This window comes from Paenisporosarcina sp. TG20 (genome assembly GCF_000286315.1).
In the GTDB taxonomy this organism is placed as follows: domain Bacteria; phylum Bacillota; class Bacilli; order Bacillales_A; family Planococcaceae; genus Paenisporosarcina.
The window spans coordinates 1-18,008 of record NZ_ALJG01000291.1 but is presented as its reverse complement, the minus strand read 5'-3'; the positions used below and the strand labels follow the sequence as shown (position 1 = coordinate 18,008).

The window sequence follows — 18,008 nt, the reverse complement described above, 5'->3', positions numbered from 1 at the left end:
CCGCAGGAGCACATGTTTTTGCAGTGACGAGGAGACTGAAGGCATGCCCGCGAAAAGCGTCCACCGTAGCGGAAATAAACGGGTTTCTATTGTTACCCTTCTTAAAAGGACCGGGCGTACTCTGCCCGGTTTTAATAATTAGGGGGAACAATTAAGTAGAGTTGGAACTCGAATAAACCATATTTATGCATTATACTTTACAATTCATCTCCAAAAATTGTATAATTAATTCAAAGGTCAAAGAAGGTCAAACTGAGGAGTGAAACGTGCATGCATCAACAACAGGAACAAAAGAGACCACTTGAATTATATGGACGTAACTTGGTGGAGCTGGCAAGAAACGGGAAAATGGATCCAGTTATTGGTCGTGATCAAGAAATTAGGCATGTGATTCGTATACTTTCTCGAAAAACAAAAAATAATCCAGTTCTTATTGGAGAGCCTGGAGTTGGTAAAACAGCGATTGTGGAAGGGTTAGCCCAGCGAATTGTACGAAAAGATGTGCCAGAGGGATTAAAAGACCGGGACATCTATGAACTAGATATGAGTTCACTAATAGCAGGTGCTAAATATCGAGGAGAATTTGAAGAGCGCTTACAAGCTGTGTTAAAAGAGGTAAAAGAAGCAGAAGGCCGCATCATTCTTTTTATCGATGAAATCCATACAATTGTCGGTGCAGGAAAAACAGAAGGAGCAATGGATGCTGGAAATATGTTGAAACCAATGTTAGCTAGAGGTGAGCTTCACTGTATCGGAGCAACTACGCTTGATGAATACCGGATGAATATTGAAAAGGATAAAGCTCTAGAACGTCGTTTTCAGCAGGTTTTAGTACGTGAACCAACAGTTGAAGATACTGTATCTATTTTACGTGGATTAAAAGAACGATTTGAATTACATCATGCCGTACGTATCCACGACCGTGCAATTGTAGCTGCAGCTCAGTTGTCAAACCGTTATCTAACTGAACGTTTTTTACCAGATAAAGCGATTGATTTGGTAGATGAAGCATGTGCAATGATTCGAACTGAAATTGATTCCATGCCACAAGAACTTGATGAAGTCACACGAAGAATGATGCAACTTGAAATTGAAGAACAAGCATTAATGAAAGAAAAAGATCAAGCAAGTATACAACGGTTATCAAATTTACGTCATGAACTCCAAGCTCTGAAATCTTCAAGTGAGTCGATGCGTAATCAGTGGACCCTGGAAAAAGAGTCACTCCAACATATACAAAAGAAGCGGGAGCTCTTAGATACGTATCGTCGTGATTTAGAAATTGCTGAAAACAATTCAGATTATACTAAAGCGGCAGAACTTCATCATGGTAAAATGCCGAAACTCGAAAAAGAGATAGCTGCTCTTGAAATAGCTCTTGAGGAGTCTTCAGACAATCGATTGCTTCGTGAAGAAGTGACTTCTGAAGAAATCGCATCTATCGTTTCCCGTTGGACAGGTATTCCAGTAATGAAACTCGTTGAAGGAGAACGAGATAAACTTCTTAGACTTAAAGAAACACTTCAAGAACGTGTAGTAGGCCAGGATCAAGCCGTTCAGTTTGTGACTGAAGCCGTTTGGCGTGCGCGCGCAGGTATTAAAGATCCATCAAAACCAATCGGCTCCTTCTTATTCCTTGGACCAACAGGTGTAGGGAAAACAGAGCTTGCAAAAGCATTAGCCGCAAATTTATTTGATTCAGAAGATCATTTCATTCGTATTGACATGTCTGAATATATGGAAAAGCATAGTGTATCACGTCTTATAGGAGCACCTCCTGGTTACATTGGTTATGAAGAGGGTGGTCAACTGACAGAGATGGTTCGACGTAATCCATATTCAGTGATATTGCTTGATGAAATTGAAAAAGCTCATCCGGATGTCGCAAATATTTTGCTCCAACTTTTAGACGATGGACGCATAACAGATAGTCAAGGCCGAGTGGTCAATTTCTCTAATACCGTTGTCATTTTGACATCAAATATTGGTTCTCAGTACTTACTAGAAGGTGGAGACCAAGCAGAGTCATTAGTGATGTCAGCCCTTCGATCACATTTTAAACCGGAATTATTAAATCGGATGGATGAAATCGTGTTATTTCATTCATTAAAAGGATCACATTTTACTTCTATAACCGAGAAGTATTTAGCTCAATTGGCGAAGCGACTAAAAGAGCAGGAAGTTAATGTCACATTCTCACAACAATTAATTGATTGGGTAGTGGCTGAAGGAACAGATGCAGCATTTGGTGCACGGCCTTTGCGTCGTTTTATTCAACGACATGTCGAAACAGCATTAGCGAAGGAGTTACTAAGTGGGGAATTAGAACCTGGTAGCTTTATGGATGTAACAGTTAATGATGGCCAAGTACAAGTGAACCTAAAATAAATAAAGGGTCTGATTGAAGTAGTTACTTCAATCAGACCCTTCATAGGTTATGCAAATTAGTGGTTTTCATGAGTTACTGGATCATTTGGAATAATCGAAGAGATGATATAAATCATGACTGCAAATCCAACTGAAAGAATTGCACCTAATTTGAAATCAAATGGAACAGCATTTACAGAACTAACCACGTAATTTAATGTGCTAACAAGTAGAAATGACCATACTAATGTAAAAACTAATTTCATGTTGTTCACCTCGAGATAGAGTATTTATTTAAAGTAATCATATCATATAAATTCATTTTAACACACGACCATTTTAAAATCTTTGTAGAAGTTTGGCTAATTCATGTCAATGTATTGAAATATGATGTTCAATTAGATATAATTAATACCAGGTACTAATATAAGATAATAATTGAAATGAGGGTGTATCATGGATGTTGGAATGATTGGTTTAGGAAGATATCTGCCAGAACGAGTTGTCACTAACTTTGACTTGGAAAAACAGATGGATACGACCGATGAATGGATTCGTACGCGTACAGGTATAGAAGAGAGAAGAATTGCGGACGATAATGTTGATACATCAGATATGGCATATGAAGCTTCGATGGAGGCAATAAAAGACGCAGGAATTGATGCAAATCAAATTGGATTAATTATAGTAGCAACAGTTACACCTGATACGCCCTTTCCAAGTGTATCAACGATGATTCAAGAGAAAATTGGAGCAAAAAATGCTGCAGCTATGGACTTATCTGCAGCATGTGCAGGATTTATCTATGGAGTCGTTACAGCCAAACAATTTGTGGAGTCCGGTGTATATCCATATGTTTTAGTTGTGGGTGTTGAGAAACTATCAAAAATCACAAATTATGATGATCGTAATACTGCTGTATTATTTGGAGATGGAGCTGGGGCTGTCATTATTGGTCAGGTTTCTGAAGGCCGAGGTATTCTATCATTTGAACTTGGTGCAGACGGTTCTGGTGGGAAACATTTACTACAAAACGGACCTCATCTTGAAATGAATGGTCGAGAAGTCTTTAAATTTGCCGTTCGTCAAATGGGAGAGTCAGCAGAAAATGTTATTACTAAAGCCGGTCTAACAAAAGAAGACGTAGATTTCCTGGTGCCTCACCAAGCTAATATCCGTATTATGGAGTCTTCTAGACAACGACTGGGTTTACCAGAAGAAAAAATGTCTACTACAATTAAGCAATTTGGTAACACCTCATCTTCTTCTATCCCGATTGCTTTAAAAGAAGAAATGTTAGCTGGAAAAGTGAAAGATGATGATGTAGTTGTTCTTGTAGGATTTGGTGGCGGTTTAACATGGGGAGCAATTTGCATGAAGATAGGTAAATAACCATTTCTGTTTATTTACAAAAAGAAAATAAAACTTAGTTGCAATTGTAAAATTATTTTTAGTTGAACTATGTTTAGATTTCACATGAGGGAGAGAATACAGCAATGACAAAACGTCGTGTAGTTATAACAGGAGTAGGAGCAGTTACTCCACTTGGAAATGATATTGAAACCACTTGGGCTGGAATAAAAGAAGGTAAATCTGGCGTTGGTCCTATAACTCGAGTAAATCCAGATGATTTCCCTGTAAAATTAGCAGCAGAAGTGAAAGATTTTGATATTGAAACGTATATAGAACGAAAAGAAGCTCGTAAGATGGATCGCTTTACACATTTTGCGTTAGCTGCATCAATTATGGCTATTAAGGATGCAAACATAGAGATTACACCAGAACTTGGTCTTCGTACGGGTGTCTGGATAGGATCAGGTATTGGCGGAATGGAAACATATGAATCACAATTCCGCACATTCCTTGATCGGGGCTATCGTCGAGTGAGCCCATTTTTCGTGCCAATGATGATTCCAGATATGGCTGCTGGGCAAGTATCCATTTATTTCGGAGCAAAAGCAATGAACTCTTGTACGGTAACAGCATGTGCTTCAGGAACCAATTCTATTGGCGATGCATTTAAAGTGATTGAACGTGGTGATGCAGATGTGATGATTTCTGGAGGTGCAGAAGCCCCTATAACGAATATGTCAGTTGCTGGTTTCTGTTCGAATACAGCACTTACCTTAAACCCGGATCCTAAAACTGCTTCACGTCCATTCGATAGTAAGCGTGATGGATTTGTTATTGGTGAAGGAGCAGGTATCGTTATTTTAGAAGAGTATGAACATGCAAAAGCGCGTGGAGCAAGAATTTATGCAGAAGTAATTGGTTATGGTTCAACTGGAGATGCGCACCATATTACAGCACCCGCTCCAGAGGGAGAAGGAGCTGCTCGTGCAATGAAACAAGCACTTGCAGATGCTGGAATCGAGCATTCAGAAGTTGATTACATAAATGCCCATGGTACAAGTACACCGTACAATGATCAATTTGAAACATTAGCGGTCAAATCAGTATTTGGTGAACATGCATACAAACTGGCGATGAGTTCAACTAAATCAATGACAGGGCATTTACTAGGAGCTGCTGGAGGGATTGAAGCGATTTTCACAGTGCTTGCAATCCATGAAAGTATTTTACCTCCAACCATGAACTTAGAAAATCCGGATCCAATATGTGATTTGGATTATGTTGCAAATGCAAGACGTGAAAAAGAGATAAATTATGCGATGAGCAATTCATTAGGTTTTGGTGGTCATAATGCAAGCTTATTATTTAAAAAAGTATAATCAAATTTATCTCCTCTTTTGAGGAGATATTTTTGCGACTGGCAGTTATAGGTGACACGAATCTCACGATTCGTGTCTTTTTATATGTTACTGACGACGTCACTTTGATAAAACAATTAGTTTATACAGAAAAGTAACACAAGAGGGTGAAATTTTATTCTCGTGGAAACTGACCTAGCTTAAGTATTCTAATATTGGGCATAGCTGTGAGGTTGTGTTTGAAGGAAGGAGATGCGGAAGAAAATCGAGCAAAGGGGATAAGCATGGAGGAGCCGTTTGGGGTGCCCCGCACGTATGGATCTGTGAGAGGCGCATCAATTCATTAACTCGCCTACTCTATTCTTATTTCTGAATCCCTTAATTCACTAAATATATGAACGGTTTCACAAGCTATCTGTCAACGACCAACTCTTATCTTTCAGAATATTTTCCTATACTACATACCACACTATTATTAATAAAGTATAAAATCAAATCTATTTGTCATTGAAAGTTAAGAATTTACCTCGTACAATTTAGTAATAAAAAAAAAATTTTTTTATTACTACGGATTCCGAATTAAACCTTGGTAGTAATCACATTATTCAATAAAAGTAATTATAGAATAATGTGAAAATAGGAAAATCTAAAAAAAATATGTTGCCATAGTGATATTTCTATAATAATATTTATATTTAGAGAAACAATAACAGAATAATTTAAATTTTGGGAAGAGAGTGTAAGTTTGACCGCATCTTAGTATTTACTTGAGAGGAGTAATAGCTTGAACATAACTCAAAATCTATTAACTATTAACGATTCGAATACTAGTTTCAGAATTAAAGATACTTATTTAACGCTGTAGAGGGTGTTTCCATTCATTTTAAAAAAGAATGAAATCTTAGCTATTATTGATAAAGCATGAAATCAATTCTATTTGTTAGTGAAATTTTTGAATTTACCTCGTACAATTTTCATTTAAAAAAATAATTTTTTTATTACTACGGTTTCCGAATTAAACCTTGGTATTACTTACATTATTCAACAAAAGTAATTATAAAATAAAGTAAGAATAGGAAAATATAAAAAAATATGTTGCTATAGTAATATTTCTGTAATAATATTTATATTTAGAGAAACAATTAACGGAATAATTGCAATCTTGCGAAGAGAGTGTAAGTTTTATCGCATCTTAGTATTTACTTGAGAGGAGTAATAGCTTGAACATAACTCAAAATCTTTTAACGATTAAAGATTTACATACTAGTTTCAGAATTAAAGATACTTATTTTGACGCTGTAGACGGTGTTTCCATTCATTTAAAAAAGAATGAAATTTTAGCTATTGTCGGAGAATCCGGTTGTGGTAAAAGTACTTTAGCAACTTCCATCATAGGACTCCACGATGCGAATGTGACAAGAATTACTGGGGAAATTGAGTTTAAAGGAAATAATTTAGCCGAATTATCAGAAGATAGATTGAACGATGTTCGTGGTAACGATATTGGAATGATCTTTCAAGACCCGCTTTCTGCATTAAACCCATTAATGCGAATTGGTGATCAAATTGAAGAAAGCCTTATTTACCATACCAAGCTCTCAAAGAAGGAACGTTCCTTTCGAGTCCAAGAACTATTAACTCAAGTAGGAATACCAAACCCCAAACGAGTAGCACATCAATTTCCCCATCAGTTATCTGGTGGAATGCGACAACGAGTAATAATTGCAATTGCCATTTCTTGTAAACCCTCAATTATTATTGCGGATGAACCAACAACAGCACTAGATGTAACGATACAAGCTCAAATCCTGGACTTACTAAAGGACTTGCAAGCTGAAACCCAATCAGGAATTATTTTAATCACGCATGATTTAGGTGTTGTAGCAGAGGTAGCTGATAGAGTCGCCGTTATGTATGCCGGTCAAATTATAGAAGAAGCAGGTGTAGATGAATTATTTAGTAACCCAAGACATCCGTATACAAGATCACTACTAAATTCGATTCCACAAACTCATAGTGATTCAGAAAAATTAGAAGTGATACAAGGCGTAGTGCCTTCGTTAGTAAATTTACCACGAACCGGTTGTCGTTTTGCTTCACGTATACCTTGGATTCAAGAAGATGCACATGAAAATGAACCACAACTTCATGAAATTGCACCAGGTCATTTTGTTCGATGTACCTGCTGGAATCACTTTTATTTTGAAGGTGAAGAAGGAGGAAGTTTAACATGAGCTTTATGGAGATAAAAGACTTACAAGTTCATTATCCTGTTAGAGGTGGATTCTTTAATACAATCGTAGATCATGTTCATGCCGTAGATGGTATTAGTATGGAATTTGAAAAAGGAAAAACATACGGCTTAGTAGGTGAATCTGGATGTGGGAAATCCACAACAGGAAAAGCAATTATTGGTCTTGAGAAAATCACGTCAGGAAGTATTGTATACGAAGGTGTAGATGTGACAAACCAACGTCGCCAACGAAACTCTTCGTATAATCGAGATATCCAAATGATTTTCCAAGATGCACACTCTAGCTTAAATCCTCGCAAACGGGTGAAAGATATAATTGCAGAACCTATTCGTAATTTTTTGAAATTATCTGACTTAGAAGAAAAGAAAAGAATAAATGAACTGTTAGCAATCGTCGGTATGCCAGAAGATTCTAAATTAAAATATCCTCATGAATTTTCGGGTGGACAGAAGCAACGGATTGGAATAGCTCGGGCCATTGCAAGTAATCCGAAATTAATTATTGCGGACGAACCCGTATCAGCACTCGATTTATCAGTACAAGCCCAAGTACTAAACTTTTTAAAAGAAATACAACAAGAACTAGGATTGAGCTACCTTTTCATTTCGCATGACCTTGGTGTAGTCAAACATATGTGTGATGAAATAGCCATTATGAACAAAGGACGTTTTGTTGAATCGGGTACAAAGAGAGATATATATCAGTCTCCTCAACATATATATACTAAACGGTTATTATCGGCCATTCCTAATATTGAACCTTCAACACGGGAAGCTAGAAAAGTCGAAAGAATAAATGTCGAGCAAAATTATCAAGTAGAAAATCATAAGTATTATGATACTAATGGTAGAGTTTATGATCTCCTTCCGATTTCAGACACACATGCAGTAGCGAAAAAGGAAGAACGCGAGGTGGTCATTTAATATGTGGAAAACGATTTTTCGGCGTGTATTAGTCATGATTCCTCAATTATTTGTTTTAAGTTTACTCATCTTTATTATGGCGAAGTTCATGCCAGGTGACCCTTTTACAGGAATGATTACACCCGATACAGATCCTGCTCGAATTGAAGAACTACGAATACAAGCAGGATTTTATGATCCATGGTATGAACAGTATTTTAGATGGATATCGAATGCTGCACAAGGTGACTTTGGGAAGAGTTATACATATAAACTCCCTGTTTCCGAACTACTTGGTGATCGTGCATTAAATACGCTTTGGTTAGCTTTACTCAGTGTGTTTTTACTGTACTTAATAGCGATACCTTTGGGGGTACTTGCTGGAAGATACCAGAATACATTCTTGGATAAAACAGTCGTACTTTATAGTTTCATAAGTTATGCAATCCCAGTATTTGTACTAGCCTTAATCTTCTTATTCTTTTTCGGCTATCAACTCCAATGGTTCCCAACCAGTGGTACCGTTGACATCAAATATGACAATGGATCCTTGGGGTATATTTGGAGTAAAATCTATCACATTCTTTTACCAGCGATTACATTTGCTATATTAGGAACGACAGGTGTTATTCAATATCTTCGAACAGAAGTTATCGATGCTAAGTCTCAAGATTATGTCCGAACCGCTCGTAGTAAAGGAATACCAATAAACAAGGTATATTCAAGACATATCTTCCGGAATTCTTTATTACCGGTTGCTGCTTTCTTAGGCTTTACTATTACTGGATTATTAGGCGGATCCATTTTTATTGAAACTATTTTTGGCTATCCCGGAATGGGACAATTGTTCATTCAATCCATATCTGGACGTGATTATAGTGTAATAACGGCTTTGGTAATGCTGTACGGATTCTTAACATTATTAGGTAGTCTATTATCCGATATCATTATGAGCATCGTAGATCCACGTATTAGGATAGATTGACGAAAAATAATGTTAAGGAGAGTGTACTCAGATGAAAGATAAGAAAAAAGATGCGATCTTAGAGCCTGGATTATCAGCAAGCTCTCCGCCTACTGGATTTCAAGTTATTGCTCGTGAGTTCAAAAAAGATAAATTAGCCATGTTTTCATTGTTTGCATTAGTAATCTTAATTCTTACAATCTATATTTGGTCTTCGATGATTGATCAACAAGAGATGATGCGAGTTAGCTTGAGAGATAAGTTTGCTCCTCCAGGAGATAAATTTTTCCTAGGTGCTGACCAAGGTGGTCGAGATATTTTAGGTCAATTAATTATTGGTGCGAGAAACTCTCTTACCATTGCGATAGCAATTACTGTTATAACGGGCATAATAGGGGTTTTCATTGGACTAGTCACCGGTTACTTTGGGGGATGGATCGATAATATTTTTATGAGGATCATTGATTTCTTTATTACGATACCCTCATTGATGATTATCATTGTTTTTGTAACAATTGTTCCAAAATATAATATACCGATATTCATTTTGATTGTAAGCATTTTCTTATGGCCTGGTATCGCTCGTTTAGTAAGAAGTAAGGCACTATCTGAGGGTAGCAGAGACTATATTAATGCGTCGAAAACAATGGGTACAGGTGATGGGGTCATTATTTTTAAAAAAATGATGCCTAACTTAAGCTCAATTTTGATTGTAGAATTGACGTTAAACTTTGCAGGAAATGTTGGGATTGAAACTGGACTTTCATTTTTAGGTTTCGGATTACCGCCTTCCACGCCAAGTTTAGGAACACTTGTGAGTTATGCAACCAACCCAATTGTCTTATCTGAAAAATGGTGGGTATGGTTACCGGCGTCATTACTAATTTTATTCTTAATGCTAGCAATCAATTATATCGGGCAGGCAATTCGTCGCTCCGCAGATGCTAAACAAAGACTAGGTTGATCTATTTATTTATTGGTATTAAACGTACAACGTTTGATATAGAAAAACTAACACAACAGAACAAAGAGGAGGAAATGGAATGAACAAAAAGATATGGGCTTTACTAGCTTTACTACTGGCTTTAATGCTTGTCCTTGGTGCTTGTAATAATGATGGTAATACATCTTCTGAAGATCCACCAGAAGGTACAACAACTGATGATGGTGAAACAGATGCAGAAGCTGAAGATACAGAAGAAACTGCTAGTTTCCCACTTAATGTAGAGAACGAAGGAGATGTAATTGACGGAGGTACTTTAAAAGTAGCTTTAGTAAATGACTCACCTTTCCAAGGGATTTTCTCAACAGTTCTATATGAAGATGGTTATGATGCAGATATTATGGAATTTGCAAGTAATGCAATTTTCCAAACAGACGGCGACTTCTTACTTAATGGAGAAGGAATTGCAAGTATGGAAGTTGATCAAGAAAATAACAAAGTAACAATTAAAATTCGTGATGGTGTGAAATGGTCTGATGGAGAACCTTTAAAAATCGAAGACTTAATTCAACCTTACTTAATTATTGGTCACCCAGACTATACAGGAGTTCGTTATGATGTGGATTTCCAAAACATCGTGGGTGCAGTAGAATATCACGATGGCAAAGCAGATACAATTTCTGGTATTGAGAAAGTAGACGAAACTACCTTAGAAATTTCTTTCAACAAATTGTCACCTGCAATCTTTAGTGGTGGAGATGGAATTTGGACGTCAGCTGAACCAAGCCACATTCTAAAAGACATTCCAGTAGCAGATTTATTAGAATCTGATGCTGTACGTAGAGACATCGTAACATTAGGTGCTTTCAAATTCGACAAAATTATTCCAGGTGAATCAGTACAATTCGTGAAAAACGAACACTACTGGAAAGGTGCACCAAAACTTGACCAAGTTTTAGTGAAAACAGTTCCATCGACTTCTATCTCTGTTGCTTTAAAGACAGGGGAGTATGATATGACGGCTAATACTTTCAGTTCAGACAAATATCCTGAAATAGAAGATTTAGACAATATTACAGTCCTAGGTCGTAATGAGCTTTACTACCAATATATTGGTTTCAAACTTGGTAAGTATGACATAGAAAAGAGCGAAGTTGTAATGGATCCAAATGCGAAGATGGGTGATGTGAAACTTCGTCAAGCAATGGGCTATGCACTTGATGTTGAACAAGTTTCTGAAGTGTATTACAACAACTTACGTGAGCGTGCAAATTCTCTAATTCCACCAGTATTTAAATCATTCTATGATGATACTTTAGAAGGTTACACATATGACCCGGACAAAGCGAACGCATTACTTGATGAAGCTGGTTATGAAGACGTTGATGGTGACGGACTTCGTGAAGGCAAAGATGGTAAACCACTTGAAATTAAATTTGCGACAATGTCAGGTGCAGAAATCGCTGAAGATATCGCATCATTCTACCTGCAAAACTTGAAAGATGTTGGTTTAAATGTAACACTAGCAACTGGTCGTACAATCGAGTTCAACAGCTTCTATGATAAAGTACAAGCTGATGACCCTGAGATTGACATGTTCATGGCTGCTTGGGGAACAGGTACAAACCCATCTCCATCAGGATTATACTCTAAGACTGCACAATATAACTTCAGCCGTTACACTTCTGATAAGTTGGAAGAGCTATTAGCTGCAATTGACTCTCCAGAAGCTTTCGATTCTGAATACCGTTCAGGTAAATTCCGTGAATGGCAAGAATATATGAGTGAAAATGCACCAATTATCCCTATTCAATACCGTTTAGAGTTACGCCCAGTTAATGACCGTGTGAAATTCTATGATATCGACTACGCTGGTAACTTTGATTTGAATCAAATCGAATTAATTGCTGAAGAACCTATTAAATCTACTAAATAAAATGAAAAAATAGTAAACCCGCATCTAAACGAAAGTTTAGATGCGGGTTTTTATTTAGAATTAACAGGGTATAATATTTTTTGCAGTCGAGAACCCAGTATGCTTGGTTTTTTAAAGTCTTTTAAATAACTTTATTTTTCATTCCATTGATGAAGCTTTGGTGTTTATCAACAAAATTTCTGGTGATCGATTGCTCAGTTGGAAAATTCGATGTTCAAGTTAGTAAAATAGGAGTCTGAGTCGGAATAGAGAAAATATGGAAGTTAATTTATGCCGCTTGCTAATGCTAGAGGTGCAAAAAAAACTCTCTATAATTCAAAAATCAAATCAAATTTTTTCGAATAGGATATTTTAGAATTCACTGTAAAAGTGAAGCAAATAGCGTTGCTTTTTCAGTGGCCTCATTTGTGACAGAGTCACGGTGCTAATTTTTATGAATTTTTTAGGTTATGACGTAGAACGTTTGCGGTTTAAAGCGGCCCGGAAACCTATGTAGACATTGTATGAAAAATAAACTAAGACTTTCTTAAAAGTATCGGACCTCAGTTTCCCGGTAGTTCTTATTTTCAATTTACTGAAGTTGTACGCAATAAAAAAGGGCTAATTAGACTTACTAACACTGAATTTTCATATAGTAGTGTAAAAGGGTGATTTGTTGATAAAATGGATATTGTTTACCATTAGTTACATATGCATTGTAATGAGTCTATTACAGATATTATTATATTTAAATTACCGATCCCTAGGCTATACATGGAAAAGTGTTTGGATGTTTATCATCCAAACACCGGAATTCACTTTATTCGTTAGTTCTTTTATTCTGCTAACTTTTATCGTTTTCTTCCCAAACCCATCGCGTTCTCCATTTTTCTAAGAGTTTTTGATGCAATAGCTTGTGCTTTATCAGCACCTTGATCCAAGATAGTATCTAATTCTTCAGAATCTAATAACGTTTCGTATCGATCTTGGATAGGCTTAAGGTGATCAATAATTGCATTGGCTACCGATGCCTTGAAATTTCCGTAACCTACACCATTGTACTTTGTAACTAATGCTTCAATCGTTTCACCAGTCAGCGCAGCCTCAATTGTTAACAAATTAGAAACGCCGGGTTTGTTTTCTACATCAAAAGAAACAATACCTTCAGAATCTGTCACTGCACTTTTTATTTTCTTCTCAATTTCTTTAGGAGAATCTAATAATGAAATCGTTGATTTTTTATTTGGATCAGATTTACTCATTTTTTTAAGCGGGTCTTGTAAAGCCTTTATACGGGCTCCATTTTTGGGTAAGCGAATTTCTGGAATCGTTAGAACATCATTGTATCGTTTGTTAAATCTTTCGGTTAAGTCCCTTGTTAATTCAACATGTTGTTTCTGATCATCTCCTACAGGAACAAAATCTGTTTGATATAGAATAATATCTGCAGCCATAAGAGGAGGATAAGTTAGTAGGGAAGCAGAAACGCCATCTTTCCCAGTAGACTTATCTTTAAACTGAGTCATGCGTTCAAGCTCACCGATGTATGAGATACATTGCATCATCCATCCAGCCTGAGCATGTGCAGGTACTTCCGATTGAATAAAAAGAATAGCTTTATCCGGGTTGATACCGACTGCTAAATATAAGGCTGCCAGCGAGCGGATATTTTTACGAAGTTCTAAACGATCTTGTGGGACGGTTATGGCATGCTGATCTACGATACAAAAAATACAGTCATATTCATCTTGTAACGTTGTGAATTGACGAAATGCTCCAATGTAATTGCCTAGAGTTACTGTTCCGGTAGGCTGGACACCTGAAAAAATTCTTTTCATTAAAATTCCTCCTTAAATATAAAAAAACACATCACTATCCCCTGAAACAGGGACGAATGATGTGTGAATCCGTGGTACCACCCAGATTGCCAAATGTTCTTGGCCTCTTTATCTTCATAACGTGAAGGGACGTATTATGCTACACCTTATAAAGGTTCGCAAAATAAGCTCGGAAGTCCATTCCACTTGAAGGAAAGATCTGTTTTCAGCAACCACAGACTTTCTAAATTTCCCGTTCAAATGTACTACTCTTCGTCTTAGCAAATAATGATTATTGTGATTGAATTATAATATAGAAGAAACTCAAAAATCAAGCCTAAATTATTGCAAATAATATATAAATAATGCAATTGACATACAAAGTAAAATAGTCCCACCTATTTGGAACAATGGAATGTATGGAAAATCAAATAACTCAGATGGGGATCTCATGGAGGTTACATCTTCTAGATATCTTTTTGGTGTAAAAACCTTCCGCATACTCATCGTGAATATGTCGAAAAAACCTTTTGAAAATACATAAACTACCAATCCAATAAAAACGAGTGTAGCACCGAATAAAAAAGAAGTATTAATGTATGGTATTAAACCCAAACTTTGGTTATTAATTAACATAATTATGACAATTAAAATTTGTATTAAACTAAAAATAATTAACTTTACTTTCAATATGATTCACCTCAATCCATTACATATTGTAAAAGAATTGAAGGAAAAAATCAAAATTATTATGAGACTATCGTATTATTTTGAATTCTAAAAACCTTATATCCCAACACTTTTGTTATATTACTGTAATATTCCTGTTACATAATTGTAAATAAATTATAAAAAAGGGTTGTGCATATTTTTTATTTTATGTATAATCATTTTGTACGAATTTTTCAGAAAACTTAAGGGGGTCAACTTTATGAAGAAAAACAAGTTAGTTTGGCTGTTAAGCCTAATATTAATTCTTAGTGTCTTCTTAGCTGCTTGTGGCGACAAAGAAGAAGTAACAGAAACACCAGCAACACCTACTGATAAAGAAGAAACTCCAGTAGTTGAAGACGTGGAAGAGGAACAAGTCCTGAACCTAATGATGGGTGCTGAGATTCCAACAATGGATTCTTCACTTGTAACAGATTCAGTTGGATTTGATCTTTTAAACAACGTTGCTGAAGGTCTATATCGTTTAGATGAAAACAATGTACCAATTCCAGCAATGGCTGAAGCAGAACCTACAGTTTCAAAAGATGGATTAGTTTACACATTCACAATTCGTGATGCAAACTGGTCAAATGGCACAGCTGTAACAGCTGGAGATTTCGAGTTCGCTTGGAAACGTGCTATGAACCCTGAAACTGCATCTGAATACGGTCCATACATGATGTCTGGTGTAATTAAAAATGCAACAGAAATCTCTGCAGGAGAAGTTGATTACACTGAACTAGGTGTTAAAGCAATTGACGAAAAAACTTTAGAAGTTACATTAGAAAAACCAGTTCCTTACTTCTTGTCTCTAATGGCTTTTGGAACTTACTTGCCATTAAATGAAGCATTCGTTACTGAACAAGGTGCTGATTATGCTACAAACTCTGAAACTCTACTTTCTAACGGACCATTCGTTCTTGAAGCATGGGACGGTACTGGATTGTCTTGGAAATTAGTTAAAAATGATCAGTATTGGGATGCAGAAACAGTGCAACTTACTGAAATTAACTATGATGTAGTTAAAGAAACTGCTACTGGACTTAACTTATACAAAACAGATAAAAAAGATCGCGCAGGTCTTTCAGGTGAGTTCGCTGCACAATATGCAAATGACGCTGACTTAGAAAAAGAATTAGAATCAGTATTATTCTATTTCAAATTTAACCAAGAGCGTAATGGTGAAGCAACACCTCTTGCAAACGTAAATATTCGTGAAGCAATCTCTAAAGCTTATAACAAACAAGACTTAGTAGATGTTGTGTTAAATAACGGTTCTGTACCAGCTAACTATTTAGTACCAAAAGAATTTACATTTGATGCTAATGGTGTCGATTTCCGTGAAATCAACGGAGATTTAGGTGGATTTAACGTAGAAGAAGCACAAGCTGCTTGGACTAAAGGTTTAGCAGAACTAGGTGTAGAAGAAGTAACATTAGAAATTCTTGGTGGCGACTCTGACGTTGCTAAAAAAATGGATGAGTACTTCAAAGCACAATTACAAGGAAATCTTCCAGGTTTAACAATTACACTTAAACAAGTACCATTTAGTGTTCGTTTAGATCTTGATACAAATCAAGACTATGATATTCAAAGTGCTGGATGGGGTCCTGACTACCAAGATCCTAACACATTCATGAACTTGTTCGTTACTGATGGTGGTAACAACATGATGTCTTACTCTAATCCTGAGTATGATAAGTTAATTGCTGCTGCAGCTGCTGATTTAGCTACAGATCCAGAAGCTCGTTGGACTGCATTGGCAGACGCTGAAAAAATTCTTCTAGCAGAAGATTTCGCTATTGCTCCAAACTACCAACGTGGAACAATGCTTCTTGTAAAACCATATGTAAAAGGTGTAGTATCTCACTCATTCGGTGGAGACTTCAGTTATAAGTGGGCTTACATTGAAGGTAAAGACGCTCAATAATCGTTTAAACTTAAGTTGTTGAATAAGTCTATATTTAGAGAGTATATGGATACCTTGCGGGTCCATATACTCTCTTTTTAAATGATAAAAACGCTCTATATTATCGCTTTGAGTTAAAAATTACTATTTGACAATAACTAGTTTAATCTGTTTAAATATAAAGAGATTAGATGTAACAAGGTTTTTATTTATATAGGAGGTGCGAAGATGACTAAGTATATTATTAGACGTGTGTTTTATATGTTCATAACACTTTTCCTGATTGCTACAGCGACATTCTTCTTAATGAAAACGCTGCCAGGATCCCCTATAAGTTCCGCTTCGAAACTTTCCCCTGATCAACTGGCGATAGTAGAGGCAAAGTATGGTTTAGATGAACCACTTCCGGTTCAGTATGGAAAGTATATGCTTAATTTAGCACAAGGAGATTTAGGAAATTCATTCTATTTCAAAGGTGCAAGCGTAACAGATCTAATCATTAGTCGTTTAGGGCCTTCCCTTATATTGGGTGCCCAAGCTATGATTCTTGGTGTAAGTATTGGTATAATACTAGGTATGATTGCAGCTTTAAGGCAAAACTCCATATGGGATTATGGAAGTACTTTTCTCGCAATCCTAGGGATTTCAATCCCATCGTTTGTTTTCGCTTCTTTTTTACAGTACTGGTTTGCAGTTCAGTGGGAAATACTACCTGTCGCATTATGGGATGACGGATGGAAGTCCAGTGTATTACCATCAATTGCATTAGCAATGGGACCATTGGCAATTTCTGCTCGATTTATTCGAACAGAAATGATTGAAGTGTTAAGCTCTGATTACATAACTCTTGCTAAATCAAAAGGCGCCAACGGATTTGAAGTAGCATTTAAACATGCATTCCGTAATGCAATTATTCCTTTAGTCACAGTAATGGGTCCGTTGACAGCAGGTTTATTAACTGGGTCACTAGTAATTGAGCAAATCTTTGCGATTCCTGGAATTGGTGAGCAATTCGTTAAATCTATTATGGTGAATGATTTCTCCATCATTATGGGGACAACATTGTTCTTCTCAGTCTTCTTAATATTTATGATTTTATTAGTAGATATTCTTTATGGAATTATTGATCCACGTATTCGTTTATCAGGAGGCGATAGTTAATGACACAACATCTTGATAAATTCCCAAAAGAGTCTTTTAATAGAGTTACCATTGATAAAAATGAGGCAGAAAAAATAACTAAACCAAGTTTAAGCTTCTGGCAAGATGCTTGGTTACGTATTCGTAAAAATAAAGCAGCCATTGTTAGTATGATTGTTTTACTACTAATCGTTATTATGGCATTTATTGGACCACTAATAAGCCCACATGATGGGGAAGTACAAACGATCACGCATGCTAACTTACCTCCAAAGGTACCAGGGTTTGAAAATCTTGGAGTCCTAGATGGATATGGAGTTCTCGGCGGTGAACAAGTAGATTTATATGAATTAACACTAGCGTTGCATAAAAAA

13 protein-coding genes, 1 pseudogene and 1 other annotated feature are annotated in these 18,008 nt (G+C 36.3%); of the genes and pseudogenes, 11 read left to right on the top strand and 3 right to left on the bottom strand.

Annotation, left to right across the window (positions count from 1 at the left end):
* Positions 1-270: 270 nt before the first annotated feature.
* Positions 271-2,388, top strand: coding sequence for an ATP-dependent Clp protease ATP-binding subunit (locus B371_RS21630; RefSeq protein ID WP_019414147.1), 2,118 nt, complete (start codon positions 271-273; stop codon positions 2,386-2,388).
* A 56-nt stretch (positions 2,389-2,444) separates the two neighbouring features.
* Here B371_RS21630 and B371_RS0109850 read toward each other — a convergent pair whose 3' ends face one another.
* Entirely contained in the window at positions 2,445-2,633 is a 189-nt protein-coding gene (locus tag B371_RS0109850; RefSeq protein ID WP_019414146.1) for a YjzD family protein, read from the bottom strand.
* A gap of 190 nt (positions 2,634-2,823) precedes the next feature.
* On the opposite strand from B371_RS0109850, the gene B371_RS0109845 reads away from it, so the two are divergent.
* From B371_RS0109845 to B371_RS0109815, 7 genes are all read left to right on the top strand, one after another.
* Positions 2,824-3,759 (top strand): beta-ketoacyl-ACP synthase III, encoded by a 936-nt coding sequence (locus tag B371_RS0109845; RefSeq protein ID WP_019414145.1) that lies wholly within the window; start codon positions 2,824-2,826, stop codon positions 3,757-3,759.
* A gap of 104 nt (positions 3,760-3,863) precedes the next feature.
* On the top strand, positions 3,864-5,099 hold the full coding sequence (fabF, locus tag B371_RS0109840; protein WP_019414144.1) for a beta-ketoacyl-ACP synthase II: 1,236 nt from the start codon (positions 3,864-3,866) through the stop codon (positions 5,097-5,099).
* 1,199 nt (positions 5,100-6,298) lie between these two features.
* Positions 6,299-7,312, top strand: coding sequence for an ABC transporter ATP-binding protein (locus tag B371_RS0109835; RefSeq protein WP_019414143.1), 1,014 nt, complete (start codon positions 6,299-6,301; stop codon positions 7,310-7,312).
* Positions 7,309-8,256, top strand: coding sequence for an ATP-binding cassette domain-containing protein (locus B371_RS0109830; protein ID WP_019414142.1), 948 nt, complete (start codon positions 7,309-7,311; stop codon positions 8,254-8,256). Before B371_RS0109835 ends, B371_RS0109830 begins: the two co-directional genes overlap by 4 nt.
* A gap of 1 nt (position 8,257) precedes the next feature.
* A complete protein-coding gene (gene opp4B, locus B371_RS0109825) occupies positions 8,258-9,220 on the top strand; it encodes an oligopeptide ABC transporter permease (RefSeq protein WP_019414141.1) in 963 nt (320 codons plus the stop codon).
* Positions 9,221-9,251: 31 nt separating this feature from the next.
* Positions 9,252-10,163, top strand: a complete 912-nt coding sequence (locus tag B371_RS0109820; RefSeq protein ID WP_019414140.1) for an ABC transporter permease — start codon at positions 9,252-9,254, stop codon at positions 10,161-10,163.
* Positions 10,164-10,242: 79 nt separating this feature from the next.
* On the top strand, positions 10,243-12,078 hold the full coding sequence (locus B371_RS0109815; RefSeq protein ID WP_019414139.1) for an oligopeptide ABC transporter substrate-binding protein: 1,836 nt from the start codon (positions 10,243-10,245) through the stop codon (positions 12,076-12,078).
* 830 nt (positions 12,079-12,908) lie between these two features.
* On the opposite strand, the gene trpS is transcribed toward B371_RS0109815, so the two are convergent.
* Together trpS and B371_RS0109805 are read right to left on the bottom strand one after the other, a co-directional pair.
* Positions 12,909-13,895, bottom strand: coding sequence for a tryptophan--tRNA ligase (gene trpS, locus B371_RS0109810; RefSeq protein WP_019414138.1), 987 nt, complete (start codon positions 13,893-13,895; stop codon positions 12,909-12,911).
* A 45-nt stretch (positions 13,896-13,940) separates the two neighbouring features.
* Positions 13,941-14,163 (bottom strand) — a binding site (T-box leader).
* Between the two features lie 53 nt (positions 14,164-14,216).
* A complete protein-coding gene (locus B371_RS0109805) occupies positions 14,217-14,564 on the bottom strand; it encodes a DUF3899 domain-containing protein (RefSeq protein ID WP_019414137.1) in 348 nt (115 codons plus the stop codon).
* A 241-nt stretch (positions 14,565-14,805) separates the two neighbouring features.
* Here B371_RS0109805 and B371_RS0109800 point away from each other — a divergent pair, with 241 nt between their 5' ends.
* The 3 genes and pseudogenes from B371_RS0109800 to B371_RS21625 form a co-directional block, all read left to right on the top strand.
* Complete coding sequence (locus tag B371_RS0109800) at positions 14,806-16,515, top strand: peptide ABC transporter substrate-binding protein (protein ID WP_019414136.1); 1,710 nt, start codon at positions 14,806-14,808, stop codon at positions 16,513-16,515.
* 207 nt (positions 16,516-16,722) lie between these two features.
* Complete coding sequence (opp3b, locus tag B371_RS0109795; RefSeq protein ID WP_019414135.1) at positions 16,723-17,655, top strand: oligopeptide ABC transporter permease; 933 nt, start codon at positions 16,723-16,725, stop codon at positions 17,653-17,655.
* Positions 17,655-18,008: pseudogene (locus B371_RS21625) on the top strand (ABC transporter permease); the annotation flags it as partial. The gene opp3b and the pseudogene B371_RS21625, both read left to right, overlap by 1 nt.

Excerpts from the sequence above, each read along its gene's own strand:
- B371_RS21630 (WP_019414147.1), top strand. The coding sequence starts at position 271 with ATGCATCAACAACAGGAACAAAAGAGACCACTTGAATTATATGGACGT.
- B371_RS0109850 (WP_019414146.1), bottom strand. The coding sequence starts at position 2,633 with ATGAAATTAGTTTTTACATTAGTATGGTCATTTCTACTTGTTAGCACA.
- B371_RS0109845 (WP_019414145.1), top strand. The coding sequence starts at position 2,824 with ATGGATGTTGGAATGATTGGTTTAGGAAGATATCTGCCAGAACGAGTT.
- fabF (WP_019414144.1), top strand. The coding sequence starts at position 3,864 with ATGACAAAACGTCGTGTAGTTATAACAGGAGTAGGAGCAGTTACTCCA.
- B371_RS0109830 (WP_019414142.1), top strand. The coding sequence starts at position 7,309 with ATGAGCTTTATGGAGATAAAAGACTTACAAGTTCATTATCCTGTTAGA.
- opp4B (WP_019414141.1), top strand. The coding sequence starts at position 8,258 with ATGTGGAAAACGATTTTTCGGCGTGTATTAGTCATGATTCCTCAATTA.
- B371_RS0109820 (WP_019414140.1), top strand. The coding sequence starts at position 9,252 with ATGAAAGATAAGAAAAAAGATGCGATCTTAGAGCCTGGATTATCAGCA.
- B371_RS0109815 (WP_019414139.1), top strand. The coding sequence starts at position 10,243 with ATGAACAAAAAGATATGGGCTTTACTAGCTTTACTACTGGCTTTAATG.
- trpS (WP_019414138.1), bottom strand. The coding sequence starts at position 13,895 with ATGAAAAGAATTTTTTCAGGTGTCCAGCCTACCGGAACAGTAACTCTA.
- B371_RS0109800 (WP_019414136.1), top strand. The coding sequence starts at position 14,806 with ATGAAGAAAAACAAGTTAGTTTGGCTGTTAAGCCTAATATTAATTCTT.
- opp3b (WP_019414135.1), top strand. The coding sequence starts at position 16,723 with ATGACTAAGTATATTATTAGACGTGTGTTTTATATGTTCATAACACTT.